15 protein-coding genes and 1 other RNA gene are annotated in these 18,565 nt (G+C 32.6%); 2 read left to right on the top strand and 14 right to left on the bottom strand.

All coding sequences use genetic code 11. The features are described 5' to 3' along the window. Positions 1-170 precede the first annotated feature (170 nt). The 4 genes from recD2 to CD116_RS08685 all read right to left on the bottom strand — a co-directional run bounded on the left by recD2 (position 171) and on the right by CD116_RS08685 (position 5,794). Complete coding sequence (gene recD2, locus CD116_RS08670; protein ID WP_047549096.1) at positions 171-2,660, bottom strand: SF1B family DNA helicase RecD2; 2,490 nt, start codon at positions 2,658-2,660, stop codon at positions 171-173. A 1-nt stretch (position 2,661) separates the two neighbouring features. Further along, positions 2,662-3,330: a tetratricopeptide repeat protein gene (locus tag CD116_RS08675; protein ID WP_047549093.1), complete on the bottom strand. Its 669-nt coding sequence runs from the start codon at positions 3,328-3,330 to the stop codon at positions 2,662-2,664. Between the two features lie 202 nt (positions 3,331-3,532). Beyond that, positions 3,533-4,651 (bottom strand): tRNA 2-thiouridine(34) synthase MnmA, encoded by a 1,119-nt coding sequence (gene mnmA, locus CD116_RS08680; protein ID WP_047426320.1) that lies wholly within the window; start codon positions 4,649-4,651, stop codon positions 3,533-3,535. Further along, a complete protein-coding gene (locus tag CD116_RS08685; protein WP_047426318.1) occupies positions 4,652-5,794 on the bottom strand; it encodes a cysteine desulfurase family protein in 1,143 nt (380 codons plus the stop codon). It lies immediately after the preceding gene. 309 nt (positions 5,795-6,103) lie between these two features. On the opposite strand from CD116_RS08685, the gene CD116_RS08690 reads away from it, so the two are divergent. Continuing rightward, positions 6,104-7,105: an LLM class flavin-dependent oxidoreductase gene (locus tag CD116_RS08690; protein ID WP_047549091.1), complete on the top strand. Its 1,002-nt coding sequence runs from the start codon at positions 6,104-6,106 to the stop codon at positions 7,103-7,105. A 407-nt stretch (positions 7,106-7,512) separates the two neighbouring features. On the opposite strand, the gene CD116_RS08695 is transcribed toward CD116_RS08690, so the two are convergent. From CD116_RS08695 to cymR, 3 genes are all read right to left on the bottom strand, one after another. Continuing rightward, complete coding sequence (locus CD116_RS08695; protein ID WP_000009234.1) at positions 7,513-7,653, bottom strand: SAS049 family protein; 141 nt, start codon at positions 7,651-7,653, stop codon at positions 7,513-7,515. Positions 7,654-7,687: 34 nt separating this feature from the next. Continuing rightward, positions 7,688-7,870, bottom strand: coding sequence for a CsbD family protein (locus CD116_RS08700; protein WP_000752908.1), 183 nt, complete (start codon positions 7,868-7,870; stop codon positions 7,688-7,690). A 101-nt stretch (positions 7,871-7,971) separates the two neighbouring features. Continuing rightward, positions 7,972-8,394: a cysteine metabolism transcriptional regulator CymR gene (gene cymR, locus CD116_RS08705; RefSeq protein WP_000704122.1), complete on the bottom strand. Its 423-nt coding sequence runs from the start codon at positions 8,392-8,394 to the stop codon at positions 7,972-7,974. A gap of 84 nt (positions 8,395-8,478) precedes the next feature. On the opposite strand from cymR, the gene CD116_RS08710 reads away from it, so the two are divergent. Next, the gene (locus CD116_RS08710) at positions 8,479-9,753 is read left to right on the top strand and encodes a replication-associated recombination protein A (RefSeq protein WP_047549088.1); all 1,275 of its coding nucleotides are present in this window, start codon (positions 8,479-8,481) and stop codon (positions 9,751-9,753) included. Positions 9,754-9,916: 163 nt separating this feature from the next. Here CD116_RS08710 and CD116_RS08715 read toward each other — a convergent pair whose 3' ends face one another. The 7 genes from CD116_RS08715 to CD116_RS08745 form a co-directional block, all read right to left on the bottom strand. Next, on the bottom strand, positions 9,917-10,690 hold the full coding sequence (locus CD116_RS08715; RefSeq protein WP_047426310.1) for a tRNA threonylcarbamoyladenosine dehydratase: 774 nt from the start codon (positions 10,688-10,690) through the stop codon (positions 9,917-9,919). Positions 10,691-10,881: 191 nt separating this feature from the next. After that, positions 10,882-11,072, bottom strand: a non-coding RNA gene (gene ssrS / locus CD116_RS08720) — 6S RNA. A gap of 77 nt (positions 11,073-11,149) precedes the next feature. Beyond that, positions 11,150-12,916, bottom strand: coding sequence for an aspartate--tRNA ligase (gene aspS, locus CD116_RS08725; RefSeq protein WP_047549084.1), 1,767 nt, complete (start codon positions 12,914-12,916; stop codon positions 11,150-11,152). Between the two features lie 15 nt (positions 12,917-12,931). Next, positions 12,932-14,194: a histidine--tRNA ligase gene (hisS, locus tag CD116_RS08730; RefSeq protein WP_047530024.1), complete on the bottom strand. Its 1,263-nt coding sequence runs from the start codon at positions 14,192-14,194 to the stop codon at positions 12,932-12,934. A gap of 453 nt (positions 14,195-14,647) precedes the next feature. After that, positions 14,648-15,523 carry an N-acetylmuramoyl-L-alanine amidase family protein gene (locus CD116_RS08735; RefSeq protein ID WP_047530022.1) on the bottom strand — a complete coding sequence of 292 codons (876 nt, stop codon included), beginning with the start codon at positions 15,521-15,523 and terminating at the stop codon, positions 14,648-14,650. After that, positions 15,520-15,972, bottom strand: a complete 453-nt coding sequence (gene dtd / locus CD116_RS08740; RefSeq protein WP_047426302.1) for a D-aminoacyl-tRNA deacylase — start codon at positions 15,970-15,972, stop codon at positions 15,520-15,522. The genes CD116_RS08735 and dtd overlap by 4 nt, the downstream gene beginning before the upstream one ends. An 11-nt stretch (positions 15,973-15,983) precedes the next feature. Beyond that, the gene (locus CD116_RS08745) at positions 15,984-18,173 is read right to left on the bottom strand and encodes a RelA/SpoT family protein (RefSeq protein WP_047530020.1); all 2,190 of its coding nucleotides are present in this window, start codon (positions 18,171-18,173) and stop codon (positions 15,984-15,986) included. Positions 18,174-18,565: the final 392 nt, after the last annotated feature.

Here is an 18,565-nt window from a genome sequence, read left to right on the forward strand (position 1 = left end):
ACGTATTTAAGACGCTTATCACTTTAAATCGACTATACAGTTGTGCATAAAGTAGCGTTCACTAATGTTTGTTGTACTTTACACCAACCAGCACATCTCTAAGATACAAATCATTAACTACTCATCTTTATACGAATTTAATTCTATTTTAGTGACATTTATGCGTATTGTCAACGTTCTATGAAGTCATATGGTGTGATTTCCCCCATATTAATCATAGGATCTATTTTAAATATAGTAGCTTCAGTTAGAACAATATTGCTTTTTTGTACTGATAGATTTTCAGATAAGTCTTCTTCAGGGTTATCGTTCAGTGATTCAATCTGATTATCTTCACTCTCAGTTGAATCATTTTGTTTAGAACTTGTACTGTTTTCAACAATGGACAGCGTACTTTCAACTGAGTCATTATTAAAATATCCTTTTAATAATGTGCACAACTGCGTTAAACGTTCTTGCCCGTTTGTTTTCAAACCAATATCAAATGCTTCTGAATCACCCAGTAAAACCAAACTTGTTTTAGCCCTAGTTAAACCTGTGTATAAGATAGGTCTTTGTAACATTCTAAAATATTGTTTTACAATCGGCATAATAACAATTGGAAATTCTGAACCTTGTGATTTATGAATCGATGTACAATATGCATGTGTTAACTCCGTCATATCTTGTTTTGTAAATGTAATTTCATTACCTTCAAAATCAACAACAAGGACATCTTTATTAAGTGCATTTTCCTTAGCCCAAAAAATGCCAACAATAACACCTATATCACCATTAAATATATTGTCATTAGGTCGATTAACAAGTTGTAGAACTTTATCTCCTTTTCTAAATACAACATCACCAAATTCAATTTCACGTGTGTCTTTTTCTTTAGGATTTAATATATCTTGTAAAACTTGATTTAATCGTTTAATACCAGCATTTCCTTTATACATTGGTGCAAGCACTTGGATATCTGCCATCGTATATCCTTTATTAACTGCACTAGTTACTACTTTTTCAACAACATCTGGAATTTGATTAGCTTGGCAATTAATAAAACTACGATCATGAAAACGTTGTGTAATATCAATTTTCTGTCCTAATTTCATTCGATGTGCTAATTCAATGATACTTGAACCATCTTGTTGTCGGTAAACTTCTGTTAGATTCACTCTAGGAATCGCTTTAGATTCAATTAAATCTTTAAAAACTTGTCCAGGACCTACTGAAGGTAGTTGATCTTCATCACCTACAAATATTAATTGTGCATCTAATGGAACCGCACTTAAAAACTGATGAAACAGCCATGTATCCACCATTGACATTTCATCAATAATTATTAATCGTGCATTTATCTCATTATCTAGTATATCCTCTGGCTTTGTATCTTGATTCCAACCAATTAAGCGATGAATAGTCATTGCCTCTAATCCTGTAGATTCTTGTAGACGTTTTGATGCTCTACCTGTTGGCGCTGCTAATACGACAGGGTAGTCGTCGTTAACATAATCATCATAATCTAAAGATAAACCATGAATTTCAGCGTACAATTCTACTATGCCTTTAATTACTGTCGTTTTCCCAGTACCAGGACCTCCAGTTAACAACATTACTTTAGAATTAATTGCTGTTTGTAAAGCTTCTCTTTGTGAAGCTGCATAGTTCACTTGATTTGCATCTTCAATATCACCAATATGCATTTGTAAATCGGATTGTTCAATTTCAGTAAGTTTATTTGTATGCGTCTTTATTCGAAATAAATTTTGAACGCTTTTGATTTCTGAATAGTACAAGCTAGGAATGGCCACCTGCTCATTATCGATGATTAATTTCTTTTCTTCATTCAAGTATTGCAACATTTCATCTAACTTTTCAGAATCGATGTACTCAGTATCTTGATAATTTAATACATCAGCAGTTAAATCAATTACAACATTAACAGGCAAATAAGTATGTCCTTGTTTTATGCATTCTTCCTCTAATGTATAAAGCAATGCTGCTTTTAATCGCTCATTATCGTTATATGCTATACCAATATTTCTAGCGAGTTGATCCGCCTTGTTAAAACCAATCCCTTTAATATCGTAAATTAATTGATATGGATTTTGATCTAAAATCGATAGTGTGTCTCCAAGATAAAATTGATAAATTGCCATTGAAAGTTTAGGACCGAATCCTAAATCATGCAAACGAATCATAATTTTTTCTGATTCTTGATTTGCTGAAATTTGTTCTGCAATTTGCTTTTGTTTCTTTTTCGGTAACCCTGAAACTTTTTCCAATACAGTTGGATCATCTAATATATCGTTAATCGCATTTTCACCTAGTGTATTTACAATATTTTGAGCAGTCTTTTTACCAACACCTTTAAACAATTCACTTGATAAATAACTTATGATAGCTTCTTTAGTTTGTGGTAATTCTTTTTCAAATGTTTCGGCTTTTAATTGTTTACCATAACGAGGATGTTCAACAACTTGTCCTTTAAATGTGTAGACATCTCCTTCAACAATATTTGGAAGAAACCCTACGACTGTCGGCATTGTGTCAAAATCTTCATTTGTTTCTATGGTATCTACTTTGAGTACCGTATAAAAATTATCACTGTTTTGAAACAATATCGCTTCAACAGTACCCTTGATCATCGAATAATCAAATAGTGTAGGGTCTGACATACTATTCCTCCTCTTTCATTGTGGTGAATGTTTTCAATGCGTGTTGACTTAACAAATGTTTAGGGTCAATTCTTACCGCTTCTTTAAAATGGCCGATAGCTTCGTCAATATCTTCATTTTTCATAAATGTTGCTAAGCCTAAGTTGTATCTTGCATCAACATGATTTTCATCAATAGTTAAAACATGTTTAAGTTGTGTAATAGCTTCATCGAACATTTCAAGTTGACATAAGACAAGGCCATATTGAAATTGAACTTCTATATCATTATTTTCATCTAATTCAGCAGCAGTCATTAAAAATGGTAAGGCTTGTTTAAATGCTTCTAATTGATTAAACGCCATACCAATCATATAGTTACAATCAACTTGTTCAATGTTTGTTCGCAACGCTTGTTGGTATAATTTAATCGATTCTTGATAACGTTGTTGATTGTAATATATGTTAGCTAAATTATAAAAAACAATACCATTTTGTGAATCGATTGTTAAAGCTTTCTGGAAAAATCGTTCTGCTTTTTCAATCTCATTTGCATCTGCTAAAACAATACCGGCATTAATATAGTTTTCAATTATAGTAGGATTTTCTTCGATATTATCGAAAAGTGCTTGTAACGCAGCTTCTATTTGCCCATTTTGAATGTATTGATATATTGTATGTTGATCTATCATGTCCGAACCTCATTTCTTAACAATTATAACATTTCGATAATTATCCTGTCTCAAATCTTATGACAGTCGTCATTTAAAATTATTATGTATTTTTCATCCAATAAAAAATGCCCAAGACATGATATTGTCTCAGGCTGCATCATGGATTATTATTCACATATCATATATTGATAATATTTATATCCCTTTAAATTACAAACATTTATACGACATAATTTAGTTGACCTGCATTTTTATATACATCATCAATTGTTGCTCCGCCAAGACAAACATCACCTTGATAAAAGACAACAGCTTGTCCAGGTGTAATTGCTCTTACAGGTTCATCAAAAGTGACACGTAAAGCATGGTCATTTTCACGCTTTACAAAAACTTTAGTATCTTTTTGTCGATATCTAAATTTTGCAGTACATTCAAAACCTTTGTCTAAATCATTATCTTCAGGATTAACAAACGAATAATCAGAAGCAATAAGATAATCGCTGTAAAGCGCATTGTGATGGAATCCTTGTTCTACATATAGAATATTATCTTTTAAATTTTTACCGACGACAAACCAAGGATCACCGTCGCCACCGATACCTAATCCATGTCTTTGACCAATCGTATAATACATCAAACCACTATGTTTGCCCATTTTTTTACCATCAAGTGTAACCATATCACCTGGTTGTGCAGGTAAATATTGAGATAAGAATGTTTTAAAGTTTTTCTCACCGATAAAACAAATACCTGTTGAGTCTTTTTTCTTGGCTGTAACTAGTCCTTGTTCTTCAGCAATACGACGTACTTCACTCTTTTCGATATCTCCGATTGGGAACATTACATTTGAAAGTTGATCTTGCGATAATTGATTTAAGAAATACGTTTGATCTTTATTATTATCGATGCCTCGTAACATTTCAACGTGTCCATCTTCATGACGACGAATACGTGCATAATGTCCTGTTGCCACATAATCTGCACCTAAATTCATCGCATGATCTAAAAATGCTTTGAATTTTATTTCTTTATTACACATTACATCTGGGTTTGGTGTGCGTCCTTTTTTATATTCATCTAAGAAATACGTAAATACTTTATCCCAGTATTCTTTCTCGAAATTCACAGCATAGTATGGAATGCCTATTTGATTACAAACTTCAATAACATCATTGTAATCTTCTGTGGCTGTACACACACCATTTTCATCTGTGTCGTCCCAGTTTTTCATAAATATGCCTATAACATCATAACCTTGTTCTTTTAATACATGTGCTGTTACAGAACTATCTACACCGCCTGACATGCCGACAACAACACGAATATCATTATTTGACACTTATGACTCCTCCTTAAATTTAAAATATATTTTATGAATTTCAGCTACAATTGTATTTATTTCATTTTCAGTAGTTAATTCGTTAAAGCTAAATCTAATTGAATGATTTGAACGTTCTTCATCTTCAAACATCGCATCTAAAACATGAGATGGCTGTGTTGAACCTGCTGTACAAGCTGAACCTGATGAAACATAAATTTGTGCCATATCCAGTAAAGTTAACATTGTTTCTACTTCAACAAATGGGAAATAAAGATTTACAATATGTCCTGTTGCATCCGTCATAGAACCATTTAATTCAAACGGAATGGCTCTTTCTTGTAGCTTCACTAAAAATTGCTCTTTCAAATTCATTAACTGAATATTATTATTATCTCGGTTTTCTTCTGCTAATTGTAATGCTTTAGCCATTCCAACTATTTGTGCAAGATTTTCAGTTCCTGCACGACGCTTCAATTCTTGTTCTCCCCCAAGTTGAGGATAATCTAATGTTACATGATCTTTAACAAGCAATGCACCTACACCTTTAGGACCGCCAAATTTATGTGCAGTAATACTCATTGCATCAATATTAAATTCATCAAATTTAACATCAAGATGTCCTATTGCTTGTACTGCATCAACATGGAAATATGCATTAGTTTCAGCGATGATATCTTGAATATCATAAATTTGTTGAACTGTACCAACTTCATTATTTACAAACATAATCGATACTAAAATTGTCTTATCTGTAATTGTCTCTTCTAGTTGGTCTAAGTATATTGCACCAGTATCATCAACATCAAGATAAGTTACATCAAATCCTTCTCGTTCAAGTTGTTCAAATACATGTAACACGGAATGATGTTCTATTTTTGAAGTAATAATATGATTACCTAACTGTTCATTCGCTTTTACTATGCCTTTAATTGCAGTATTATTTGATTCTGTTGCACCACTTGTAAATATAATTTCATGGGTATTTGCACCTAATAATTGTCCAATTTTACGTCTTGATTCATCTAAATATTTACGTGCATCTCTACCTTTAGCATGAATTGAAGATGGGTTACCGTAATGAGAATTATATATTGTCATCATTGCATCTATCACTTCAGGTTTTACTGGCGTGGTCGCAGCATAGTCTGCATAAATTTCCATGTTTGGACACTCCTCACAATTTTATCAATGCTCCAATAATAGCACCTTACATACTATTTTTCTACTTTTCTGTTTAACTTTATTTATAATGTTTTTAATTATATTTTACCATTTTCTTTACTTGCTTATCGAGAGACTTTTTAAACTTTAGCATTTTAATTATGTCGTTTTTTAAAATCAGTAATTCTAGATTATTTGAAATTTGTCTTTTGTGATACAAAACTCTTTTTAAATTGAGCAATTTTATATTTATCTTCAAATTCTACTGATATACTTCTTATATCATATAGATGAAAGGACGTTGCAAAAATGACGATTAAATATTCAGCTTTAAACCTTGTACCGATTCGCGAAGGTGAGGATGAGCGTACTGCAATTAGTGATATGATCACACTTGCACAAAACTTAGATGATTTATCATACGAACGATACTGGATTGCTGAACATCATAATGCACCAAATTTAGTCAGTTCTGCCACAGCTCTATTAATTCAACATACTTTGGAACATACTAAACAGATTCGTGTTGGCTCTGGAGGTATCATGTTGCCTAACCATGCGCCTTTAATTGTTGCCGAGCAATTTGGCACTATGGAAACATTATTCCCTAATCGCGTTGATTTAGGACTAGGTCGTGCACCTGGAACAGATATGATGACAGCGAGCGCATTAAGACGCGATCAACATGATGGCGTATATAAATTTCCTGAAGAAGTGTCATTATTACAACAACATTTTGGTCCTAGTAACCAACAAGCATATGTACGAGCTTACCCAGCAGTTGATAAACATGTACCATTATATATTCTTGGTTCGTCGACTGACTCTGCTCACTTAGCTGCTCGTAAAGGACTTCCTTACGTATTCGCAGGCCATTTTGCACCTCAACAAATGAAAGAGGCAATCGAAATTTACAAAGAATTATTTGAACCTTCTGATGTATTAGATGAACCATATGTGATTGTTTGCTTAAATGCAATTGTTGCCGAAACTGATGACGAAGCACAGTTCCTAGCATCGACAATGGCACAAGTGATGGTTAGTATAACACGAGGAAGAATGCAACCAGTCCAGCCTCCAACTCATGAATTACAAAGTTTGTTAACACCAAGAGAATACGCAATGGCCATGGACAGACAACGTCATTCATTAATCGGATCTGAACATACTGTCAAACAACAGATTCAAAAATTTATTACTGCTTATGGTGAAGTAAATGAAATAATGGTCGTAAGTTACATTTATGATAAAGACAAGCAAATCGAATCGTATCGTAGATTTAAAAACGTTATAGATCAGATGAACCAATAGAATATTTTAAAATGCGATAAATGTTTTATTTTGAATACGCTCAACTATATATTTTCATAAAAATTGTAGGGAAGAGGTCGGGACAAAAGTGTTTAGAATTTGAGCAGAACAGAACGATGAGCAAAATTGTTTTCTAAATTTTGTCTAATCGTGAGAGTTTCTACCGAAAATCCTGCTTTTGGAACACCGTTAATCGGTTTCCCAGAGCACAAAAACTTTATGTCTCAACCTCAACAGATTAGCTACCTAATCTACTTTATGTATTGTCATAAATTTTCTTAAAATTATTTGAGAAAATATAAATCTCCCCATTTCCATTAAACTTTTGAATGTTTATGAAATGGGGAGTTATTTATTGCTAACGAAAAAATAACGTTTTTATTTGATATATTAACTTTTAAATAAAATTATTTATCTTCGTCTTCTTTTTTCTCTTCTTTATTTGAACCTGTATACTCATTAATTTTATCTTTTACTTTTTGAACTTGTTCATTGTCACTATTTTTAAATTTATCTACTGCATCTTTAGCTTTATCCATAAAACTCATATTTATCTCTCCTCTTGTGAAAAGTTATTTGTATTTATTTTTTTAGTTTGTCAATTGCATCTGTTATTTTGTTTTTAGCATTTTCAACGACTTCTTTTGCTTTACCAGCCGCTTTATCTTCTTGTCCTTCTTTTTCTAATTCTTTATTATCTGTTACGTTCCCTACCGTTTCTTTAACGTTTCCTTTAAATTGATCGAATTTACTTTCATCTGCCATAGTAAAACCTCCTCTGATGTATAATTTTATATACCACAAAGGAGGCGTTTTAAACATAATATAATTTAGTTCTCATATTAATTTTCAAACTCTAAAAATAATTAAATATAAAACATGTATCCATCTAAATCTTCACTTGTATCGACATATTCCGCCAAATATTTCAATGTCGTATTATCTAAAACGTCTCTAACAGCATCTCTCATACGAATCCATAATTGTTTTTGTGCGGGCGGTTCTGATTCAATACTTTCAACAAACGTAATTGGACCTTCTAATAGTCTAATAATATCCCCTGCTGAGATTTCTTCCGCTGGTACTCTTAATTGATAGCCACCTTTAGCGCCGCGTACACTTCGAATTAATCCCGCATTTCTTAGTGGACCTACGAGTTGTTCTAAATACAAATCGCTTAAATTATTTTCTTCAGCGATTGACTTTAATGATATACATCCTTGCCCTTCTTTTTTAGCAAGGGAAATCATTAATGTAAGTCCATATCTCCCTTTAGTAGAAATTTTCATTATATAACCTCACTTAATTCGAATATTCATATTCCCATTTTATCATTTTTTACGTTAAGATAGTATTAGAAAGGTGTGACAAATGTGAGTACAGAACCATTAGCGTCGAGAATGCGCCCTAAAAATATAGATGAAATTATTTCCCAACAACATTTAGTTGGTCCACGCGGCATAATTAGAAGAATGGTTGACACTAAAAAATTATCCTCGATGATTTTTTATGGCCCACCTGGTATTGGAAAAACAAGTATTGCTAAAGCTATTTCTGGAAGCACTCAATACAAGTTTAGACAATTGAATGCGGTAACAAATACGAAAAAGGATATGCAACTCGTTGTAGAAGAAGCTAAAATGTCTGGTCAAGTCATATTACTACTAGATGAAATACATCGATTAGATAAAGCTAAACAAGATTTTTTATTGCCACATTTAGAAAACGGTAAAATCATTTTAATTGGTGCTACAACTTCTAATCCTTATCATGCCATTAATCCTGCAATTCGCTCAAGAGCGCAAATTTTTGAACTATATCCACTTAACGATGATGATGTCCGTCGTGCATTAAATCGTGCAGTTGAAGATGATGAGAATGGATTAAAGAAATACCAAGCAAAAATTGATGAAGATGCGATGATTTACTTTTCTACACAAAGTCAAGGTGATGTTCGAAGTACCTTAAATGCACTTGAATTAGCTGTATTGAGTGCTGAAGTAGATAAAGATGGAAATCGACACATTACATTACAAGATGCGAAAGATTGTCTACAGAAAGGTGCATTTGTAAGTGATAAAGATGGAGACATGCATTATGATGTTATGAGTGCATTCCAAAAATCTATTCGCGGTAGCGATGTGAATGCTGCTTTACATTATCTAGCACGATTAATTGAAGCTGGAGACTTACCTACAATTGTCCGACGTTTGTTAGTCATCAGTTATGAAGATATCGGCTTAGCGTCACCAAATGCCGGTCAAAGAACACTTGCTGCTATTGTATCAGCTGAGCGCCTTGGTTTACCTGAAGCCAGAATACCTTTAAGCCAAGCAGTCATTGAACTGTGTTTATCTCCTAAGTCTAACTCAGCAATGAGCGCTATTGACAGCGCATTATCAGATATCAGAAAAGGAAATGTCGGTCAAATTCCAAATCATTTAAAAGACGGACACTATCAAGGTGCAAAAGATTTAGGTCGTGCTATTGGCTACAAATATCCACACCAATATGTGAACGGTTATGTTTCACAACAATATTTGCCTGATAAACTTAAAAACAAAATATATTATGAACCAAAAACAACATCGAAAAGCGAACAACAATTTAAAGAAGTATATAACAATTTACTAAAGCAAAGACCATAGAAAATATGTTAAATCAAATTCAAAATATTTATCTTCCTAACAACAAATAAAAACTGACTAGGCCATGATGCATCGTATGATACATTGAAGAACTAGTCAGTTTTTATTTTTTTTATGCAATTATGTCTGCGCTATTATAAATTTGAATTTACTCTAATAAAAATTATTGTCCTTTATCTTTAATACGTCGCACAGGAATGTCTTTTAATACATCATTTACGACGTAACTCGCACAAATTAATCCAACTACGCTTGGAACAAAAGCATTAGATGAAGGCGGCATTTGTCCTTTTCGGTTAATAGCATTTTTATCTCCTACTACTTCTTTTACATCTTCTCTAATAACTATTGGACTTTCATCTGAAAATACAACAGGTATACCTTTACGAATACCTAATTTTTTCAATTTATGACGTATAATTTTAGCCATAGGATCAGTATGCGTTTTAGAAATATCAGCTATTGTAAAACGTGTTGGGTCTGTTTTATTTGCAGCACCCATACTCGAAATTACTTTAATATCTCTTTCAAGACATTCTTTCATTAAATGAACTTTATACATAATCGTATCACTAGCATCAACAAAATAATCTATATCATAATTATCGAAAATTTCTTCATATGTTTCTTCAGTGTAAAACATATGTAAAGGCGTGACTTTACAATCTGGATTGATTAATTTAATACGTTCTTCCATAAGCGAAACTTTACTTTGACCTACAGTTGTAGTTAGAGCATGTAACTGTCTGTTTACGTTTGTAATATCAACATCATCTTTATCTATTAATATGATATGCCCTATATTTGTTCTTGCTAAGGCTTCAGCAGCAAATGAACCTACGCCTCCAACACCTAAAATGACAACTGTCTGATCCTTTAATAAATCTAATCCTTGTTGTCCTATTGCAAGTTCATTTCTTGAAAATTGATGTTTCATCATTATACCTCTTTCACTGATTTATACTTAATTACATAGTAACTTAATTTTTTAATTTTATCATTATAGGTTTAAATATTTTATTAATATAGATACCTTTACTTGATCGTTAATCATTATTAATTAGCTTTATTTGATTAATGACCTTAAAGAAGCGCATAAAAATACGCAAGACAAAGTCTTGCGTATCGATAGAGTCCGTATTGCCGTAGTTATAATAGCTTGATCATTCGGCCTGTTATATACAGGTGGGTGCCCTGTTTCTTGTTTTGTACGTCCTTCAAATAAGGCGTGTACGCTGCAAGAAAACCCATTGGGCTCCCTTGATCAAAGAGTGTTAGGCCCAAATTAAAAAGCAAACTTACGAACAACTCAGATGACTATCTTATGATGTTATATTACCACAGATTTAAAATTAATGAAATTATAACAATCTAAAGTTTATTGATTTTTTAAAATTTAGTGACGAATTCGTAAAGAAAGTTCTTCTAATTGCTTATCTGATACTTCACCTGGCGCATTTGTCAATAGACATGTAGCTGATGCAGTTTTCGGGAATGCAATAGTATCTCTCAAGTTTGTTCTGTTAGTTAATAGCATAACTAATCGGTCTAATCCAAGAGCTATTCCGCCATGTGGAGGTGCACCATATTTGAAAGCATCTAATAAGAAACCAAATTGTTCTTGAGCTTGTCCTTTTGTAAATCCAAGTACTTCAAACATTTTTTGTTGTAATTCACCATCATGGATTCTAATTGATCCTCCACCTAGTTCATATCCATTTAATACTATATCGTATGCATTTGCTTCAGCTTTTTCAGGAGCAGAATCAAGTTTAGCAATATCAGCTTCTTTAGGAGATGTAAATGGATGATGTGCTGCTACATAGCGTTTTGCATCTTCATCATATTCTAATAATGGCCAATCAGTCACCCATAAGAAGTTTAATTTAGATTCATCTATTAATCCTAATTCTTTAGCAAGTTTCACACGTAAAGCACCTAAACTTTGTGCAACAACATTTGGCTTATCTGCAACAAACATAACTAAGTCGCCAGGTTCAGCAGAAGTTAATGAACGTAAAGTTTCAACATTTTCCGCTTCAAAGAAACGTCCAATCGGCCCTGTTAAACCTTCTTCAACAACTTTTACCCAAGCTAAACCTTTCGCTCCATAAATATTTACAAATTCAGTTAATGCATCCATGTCTTTACGTGTATACTGTTCAGCAGCACCTTTAGCAACAATCGCTTTAATTTCACCATTACTTTCAATAGTATCTTTAAATACTTTGAAGTCCATTTCGCGTCCTAATTGTGAAACGTCAATTAATTCCATATCGAAACGTGTATCTGGTTTATCTGAACCAAAGCGACGCATTGCCTCTTTATAAGTCATTCTTGGAAACGCTTCTGTAATATCAACGCCTTTTACTTCCTTAACAACTTTTTTAAGCATTTCTTCACCCATCAACATTACATCTTCTTGATCAACGAAACTCATTTCGATGTCGACTTGTGTAAATTCAGGTTGACGGTCTGCACGCAAGTCCTCATCACGGAAACATTTTACGATTTGATAATATTTATCAAAACCACTAATCATTAATAACTGTTTAAATAATTGTGGTGATTGAGGTAAAGCATAAAATTCACCATCATGAACTCGAGATGGCACTAAATAGTCACGTGCACCTTCAGGCGTTGATTTTGTTAATACAGGTGTTTCAATATCAAAGAAACCTGCATCATCTAAATATTGTCGAATAGAACGTGTAATTTGATGTCTCATTTTAAATGTTTGAGCCAATTCTTGACGACGTAAATCTAAATAACGATATTTCAATCGAATATTTTCATCAACGTTTACATTTTCTTCATTTATTGAAAATGGCGGTGTCTCTGATTTATTAATAACTTTGATATTTGAAACTTGTACTTCAACTTGTCCAGTTTTAATTTTAGGGTTAACTGTTTCAGCATCACGCTTAGTAACTGTACCTTTAACTTCTACAACATATTCAGAGCGTACTGTTTCAGCAATTTTTAATGCTTCTTCTGAAAATGCAGGATTGAATACGATTTGTACAATACCTTCTCTATCTCTTAAGTCAACAAAAATCAATCCGCCTAAGTCACGACGATTGTTAACCCATCCTTTTAATGTAATTTCTTGTCCTAAAAATGCTTCAGTAACTAATCCACAATAAGTTGTTCTCTTACTCATATTTTAACGCCCTCTCTACTTCTTAAAATAATCGACTAATGCGTCTAATTGAATTGTTTCAGATTCACCAGTTGTCATATTTTTAACATTGATTTTATTATTTTCTAACTCTTGATCGCCAATGACGATAGTATGCTTCGCTCCCAATCTATCCGCTTGCTTCATTTGACCTTTAATTTTACGTTTTAAATAATCTTTATCAGCTTTAATACCATTATGTCTCAAATGATTTAATAATTTAACAGCATAGCGATCTGCTTGATCACCCATTGTAACTACGAATAAATCTAAATTTTCTTCGATATCAAGTTCAATACCTTCTTCTTCTAGTGCAAGTAATAAACGTTCTATACTTAAGGCAAAACCAATGCCTGTTTCACTTGGTCCATCCAGTAATTCTAACAATCCATTATAACGACCACCGCCACATAACGTTGTGATTGCGCCATCATAATCTGGGTTATCCATCATTAGCTCGAAAGCGGTATGTGTGTAATAGTCCAAACCACGTACTAAATTAGGATCCTCAACATATGGAATACCTAAATCATCTAAGTAAGTTTTTACCTGCTCATAATATGCTTTTGATTCTTCATTTAAGAAATCAGTGATTCTAGGTGCTGTTTTAACCGCTTCTTTATCACGGTCAACTTTACAGTCTAAAATTCGCATTGGATTAGTGTGTAAACGTGACTGACAATCAGAACAAAATTCATGAATCACAGGTTCAAAGTGTTTTACTAAAGCTTCGTTATATTCTTTACGAGATTCCATGTCCCCAACACTATTAATAACTAGCTTTAAATGTTTTAACCCAAATGATTGGTAAATGTGCATTACCATTGCCAATACTTCTGCATCTACACTTGGATTTTCAGCCCCAATTGCTTCTACACCAAATTGATTGAACTGACGATAGCGACCTTTTTGTTTACGCTCATATCTAAACATTGGCCCATTATAATATAATTTTATTGGTTGATTTGGATTACCTTGCATTTTATGTTCAATATATGAACGCACAACAGCAGCTGTTCCCTCAGGTCTTAATGTTATACTTCTGTTACCTTTATCTTTAAATGTATACATTTCCTTCTGCACAACGTCGGTAGAATCGCCGACACCTCTAGCAAAAAGATCTGTACTTTCAAAGATTGGAGTTCTTATTTCTTTATAATTGTAAAATGTCATTAGTTCATCTAATTTATTTTCGATGTAACGCCACTTTTTCGATTCTTCAGGTAAAATATCCTGCGTTCCTCTAGGTATTTTAATCATTTTTGACATCTCCCTTGGCAAATTATTTTTAATTACCTTCACTTACTCTAAACAATAAAGGAATACAATCTATGTTCAGCATATTCATTTTATTTTTAAAATTAAAAAAGCCCTTGCACAGTTTATAACTGTACAAGGGACGAATATCCGTGTTGCCACCCTTATTGATTTAATAGTTTCTTTTACAACTGCTACTTTACGTTACAATCATAAAAGGTTATTAAACCCACTCAAAACGTTTAACGTACGTTCAACGGCTTTACTTTCATAAAGCACCTTTTCTTGTGTTCAATGTATTAAACTACTCAGTATAATCTTTCAGTCTATGGATTATATTCCTGCACAATCATCAATAGATTGCTACCTATTTCATTTAACATTTCAAGAATATTAACGGTTTTAGTTATAAAATTCAATATCAATGATAACTAGTTTCACATGTTTTTGCAAGCCCTATGCTGAAAAATAAAATTTCAGACCGTCTATAATTGCTTGTTCTAATATTTGTCTATGTAATTGATCTTTAATCATTGTTTCGTCAGTCGGATTACTAATATAACCTAATTCTAATAACACTGCTGGAACTTTAGTTTGTCTTAAAACTTGATAGTTTTCTTGCCTTGAACCGCGATTAGAAAGCAATCCCTTTTTTTGAATTGAGGCATCTAATGTGTCTGCTAAAGCTCTTTGATTGTCATGATACCAATAGACTGTCATTCCATTTGCATTTGATGATTCTAATGCATCATTATGTATACTTAAATAGGCATCGCCTTTAATATCACGATTTTCTAATGAAACGTATGTATCGTCAGTTCTTGTCATTTTAACTGTCGCGCCTTCTTTTTCTAAAGTACGCTTTAACTCTTTCGCCGTTTTCAGTGTATAGTCTTTTTCTAAACTTTTATATTTAGTATTGCTTGAAGCACCCTGGTCACTTCCTCCATGACCAGGATCAAGCACTATTGTTTTGCCTTGCAAGGGATTCTTTTCTTTAGTGTTATCTGCAACAATATCTAAATTCGTATGCCAACCAGCTATCCAACCTTTTTCGTTACCGGAAGCATCTTCAACTTCAATCCATTTACCTACTTTACCTATCTTTTTAAAATGGTCACCTTTTTCAACTTTATAAATGACTGGATACGCAGCATTTGGACCCGTACGTAATTCAGCATTCTCAGTGATTGTTATATTACCACTATCTTCACTATTACTATTTAGTAGTAAGAACAAAAAGATGATAAATAAGATAAAGGCAATTACAACTATTAGAGTACGTTTGTTTTTAAGACCCTTTTTAGATAACCATGCCTCTATTTTTTTCATTGGATTTTGCCATCCTGACTTTCATAAATAATTGTAACTGGACCATCATTATTAATTTCTACATTCATATGCGTTCCAAATTCACCTGTTTTCACAATTAAACCATATGATCTTAACGACTCGTTAAAATACTCATATATTTTCAGTGCCTCTTCTGGATTTTTAGAATTGGAAAAACCTGGACGGTTACCTTTTTTAACATCTGCATAGAGTGTAAATTGTGAAACTGATAATATTTCACCATTCATTTGTTGGATATTAAAATTTAATTTATCGTTGTCATCTTCAAATAACCTTGCATTTGCAATTTTCTTTGCTATAACATCTGCGTCTTGTTCAGTCGAATCTTGACCTATACCAACTAATAAGCAATATCCTTTTCCAATATGATTATTAATTGAACTATTTGTCACCGATGCCTCTTTCACTCTTTGTACAACTACTTTCATATTTTGCACCTCTAGTTCCAAACTCTTGTTACAGTATACACATCACCAAGTTGTTTAATCTTTTCAACCACACGATAAACATCGTTTACATTTTTCACCATAACACTTATGTTTATAATTGCATTTTTATCTATATCTGAACGTCCTGAAACTTTAATTAAATTTCCTGCGGTTGAACTAACTGCTTGTAATACTTCATTTAATAATCCATTGCGATCATATGCAGTTACTTCCAAATCAACTTGATATTTTTGAGTAGCATCTTTTGATTTTACCCATTCAACATCGATTAGACGCTCAGATTCATTCTTAATATTTGGACAATCTGTGCGGTGTACTTTAATGCCATGTCCCTTGGTGATATAACCTACAATATCATCACCTGGAATAGGATTACAACATTTAGATAGTTTAATTAGAACATTTTCTAAACCTTCCACATATACACCACTATCAGTAATAATATTATCTTTGATAGGTAATGATTTTGTAACCTCTTGTGCTTCATTTAAGGCACGTTGTTTTTCTAAAATTCTTTGTCTTTCAGTTAATTTATTAACAATTTGTAAAGATGTTACGCCACCAAATCCAACTGCAGCAAATAAATCATCTTCATTTGCAAAATTGTATTTTTCATTAACAACATGAATATTTTTTTCTGTTAAAATTTCTTCAACTCTAAATCCTTGCTCTTTAATTTCAGCTTCAACCATCATTCGACCTTTTTCAATATTTGATGAACGGTCTTGCTTTTTAAAGAAACTCTTAATTTTACCTTTAGCACTTGATGATTTTACAATTTTCAGCCAGTCACGGCTTGGTCCATATGAATGTTTACTAGTACGAATTTCAACTATATCTCCAGTTTGTAAAATATAATCTATCGGTACAATTTTGCCATTCACTTTGGCACCTATCATCTTATTTCCAACTTCACTATGAATCGCATATGCAAAATCAATTGGCACTGCGCCATATGGTAATTCTATGACATCACTTGCAGGTGTAAAAGCGTATACTTTATCACTTTGCAAATCATATTTCAATGTTTCCATAAACTCTTGCGCATCAGATGAAGTGTGATCTGCTTCAGCTAATTCTTTTAACCAATTTAATTTATTTTGATAGTTTTGATCTTTTTCATTAACTTTTTTACCTTCTTTGTATGCCCAATGTGCTGCAACCCCATGTTCTGCAATTTCATGCATATCAAACGTTCGTATTTGGATTTCAAGTGGGTCCCCATTAGGACCTACTACAGTCGTATGCAGAGATTGATACATATTTTGTTTGGGCATCGCAATATAATCCTTAAATCGCCCAGGCATTGGCTTCCATAATGTATGAACCAATCCTAGAATCGCATAACAATCATTTATTGAATTTACAATGACACGAATAGCCAATAAATCAAAGATTTGATCGAATTGTTTTTTCTGCTTCATCATTTTGCGATAGATACTATAAATATGTTTAGGTCTACCATTTATGTCACCTTCAATATTCATCCTATCCATTTCAGTACGAATTCGATCGATAGCAGTTTCGATATAAGCTTCACGTTCACTACGTTTCTTTTTCATTAAATTAACAATTCTAAAGTATTGAACATTGTCAATATATCGAAGCGCTGTATCTTCTAATTCCCATTTAATGGTGTTAATACCTAAACGGTGCGCTAATGGTGCGTATATTTCTAAAGTTTCTCTAGAAATTCTAATTTGCTTTTCTCGAGGCATCGCTTTTAACGTACGCATATTATGTAATCTATCAGCTAATTTCACCAAAATTACTCGTACATCTTTAGCAATTGCAATAAATAATTTGCGATGATTTTCAGCTTGTTGCTCTTCTTTAGATCTATATTTAACTTTTTTAAGTTTCGTTACACCGTCAACAATTCGCGCAACTTCTTCGTTAAACATTTCTTTTACATCTTCAAAAGTATATGGTGTATCTTCAATTACATCATGCAAAAATCCTGCAACGATGGTTGGTCCGTCTAATCGCATTTCTGTTAAAATGCCCGCAACTTGTATAGGATGCATAATGTATGGTAAGCCGTTTTTCCGGAACTGACCTTTGTGTGCTTCATAAGCAATATGATAACTTTTCAAAACATATTCGTATTCATCTGATGACAAATATGATTTTGCTTTGTGAAGAACTTCATCTGCACTATATGGATATTCGTTGTTCATAATATGATACACCCCATTCATCTTTATTACGTCGTCTTAAACAATGATTTTGATGATTACATTGAATAGTCATTCCCCCGCATAAATCATACATTCGTCGACGATAAATAATTATCCTGTCGTCATTAATCGTAATCATAATTTTACTTTAGTGAGTTTAATTTGTATACTATTCGTATTTTTAAAACTTTTACAAAAATTCATCGTAAATCAACTGTTTCATTTTTTAAATATTAGTTCTATGATACTACAATTTAGGAAATAAATAAACGATGATATTAAGGTATAATGCTCAATCTTTTAACATTTTCAGTATATAAAAAATCCTATCATCTAATGTCAAGAAATCGTGAACAATATTTTATCATTGCATTCATTCTAAAACATTCAAT

The sequence above is a fragment of the Staphylococcus schweitzeri genome (assembly GCF_002902405.1).
GTDB lineage: Bacteria > Bacillota > Bacilli > Staphylococcales > Staphylococcaceae > Staphylococcus > Staphylococcus schweitzeri.

Coding starts and splice junctions, on each gene's coding strand:
- recD2 (WP_047549096.1), bottom strand. CDS start 2,660: ATGTCAGACCCTACACTATTTGATTATTCGATGATCAAGGGTACTGTT.
- CD116_RS08675 (WP_047549093.1), bottom strand. CDS start 3,330: ATGATAGATCAACATACAATATATCAATACATTCAAAATGGGCAAATA.
- CD116_RS08685 (WP_047426318.1), bottom strand. CDS start 5,794: ATGGAAATTTATGCAGACTATGCTGCGACCACGCCAGTAAAACCTGAA.
- CD116_RS08690 (WP_047549091.1), top strand. CDS start 6,104: ATGACGATTAAATATTCAGCTTTAAACCTTGTACCGATTCGCGAAGGT.
- CD116_RS08695 (WP_000009234.1), bottom strand. CDS start 7,653: ATGAGTTTTATGGATAAAGCTAAAGATGCAGTAGATAAATTTAAAAAT.
- CD116_RS08700 (WP_000752908.1), bottom strand. CDS start 7,870: ATGGCAGATGAAAGTAAATTCGATCAATTTAAAGGAAACGTTAAAGAA.
- cymR (WP_000704122.1), bottom strand. CDS start 8,394: ATGAAAATTTCTACTAAAGGGAGATATGGACTTACATTAATGATTTCC.
- CD116_RS08715 (WP_047426310.1), bottom strand. CDS start 10,690: ATGAAACATCAATTTTCAAGAAATGAACTTGCAATAGGACAACAAGGA.
- aspS (WP_047549084.1), bottom strand. CDS start 12,916: ATGAGTAAGAGAACAACTTATTGTGGATTAGTTACTGAAGCATTTTTA.
- hisS (WP_047530024.1), bottom strand. CDS start 14,194: ATGATTAAAATACCTAGAGGAACGCAGGATATTTTACCTGAAGAATCG.
- CD116_RS08735 (WP_047530022.1), bottom strand. CDS start 15,523: ATGAAAAAAATAGAGGCATGGTTATCTAAAAAGGGTCTTAAAAACAAA.
- dtd (WP_047426302.1), bottom strand. CDS start 15,972: ATGAAAGTAGTTGTACAAAGAGTGAAAGAGGCATCGGTGACAAATAGT.
- CD116_RS08745 (WP_047530020.1), bottom strand. CDS start 18,173: ATGAACAACGAATATCCATATAGTGCAGATGAAGTTCTTCACAAAGCA.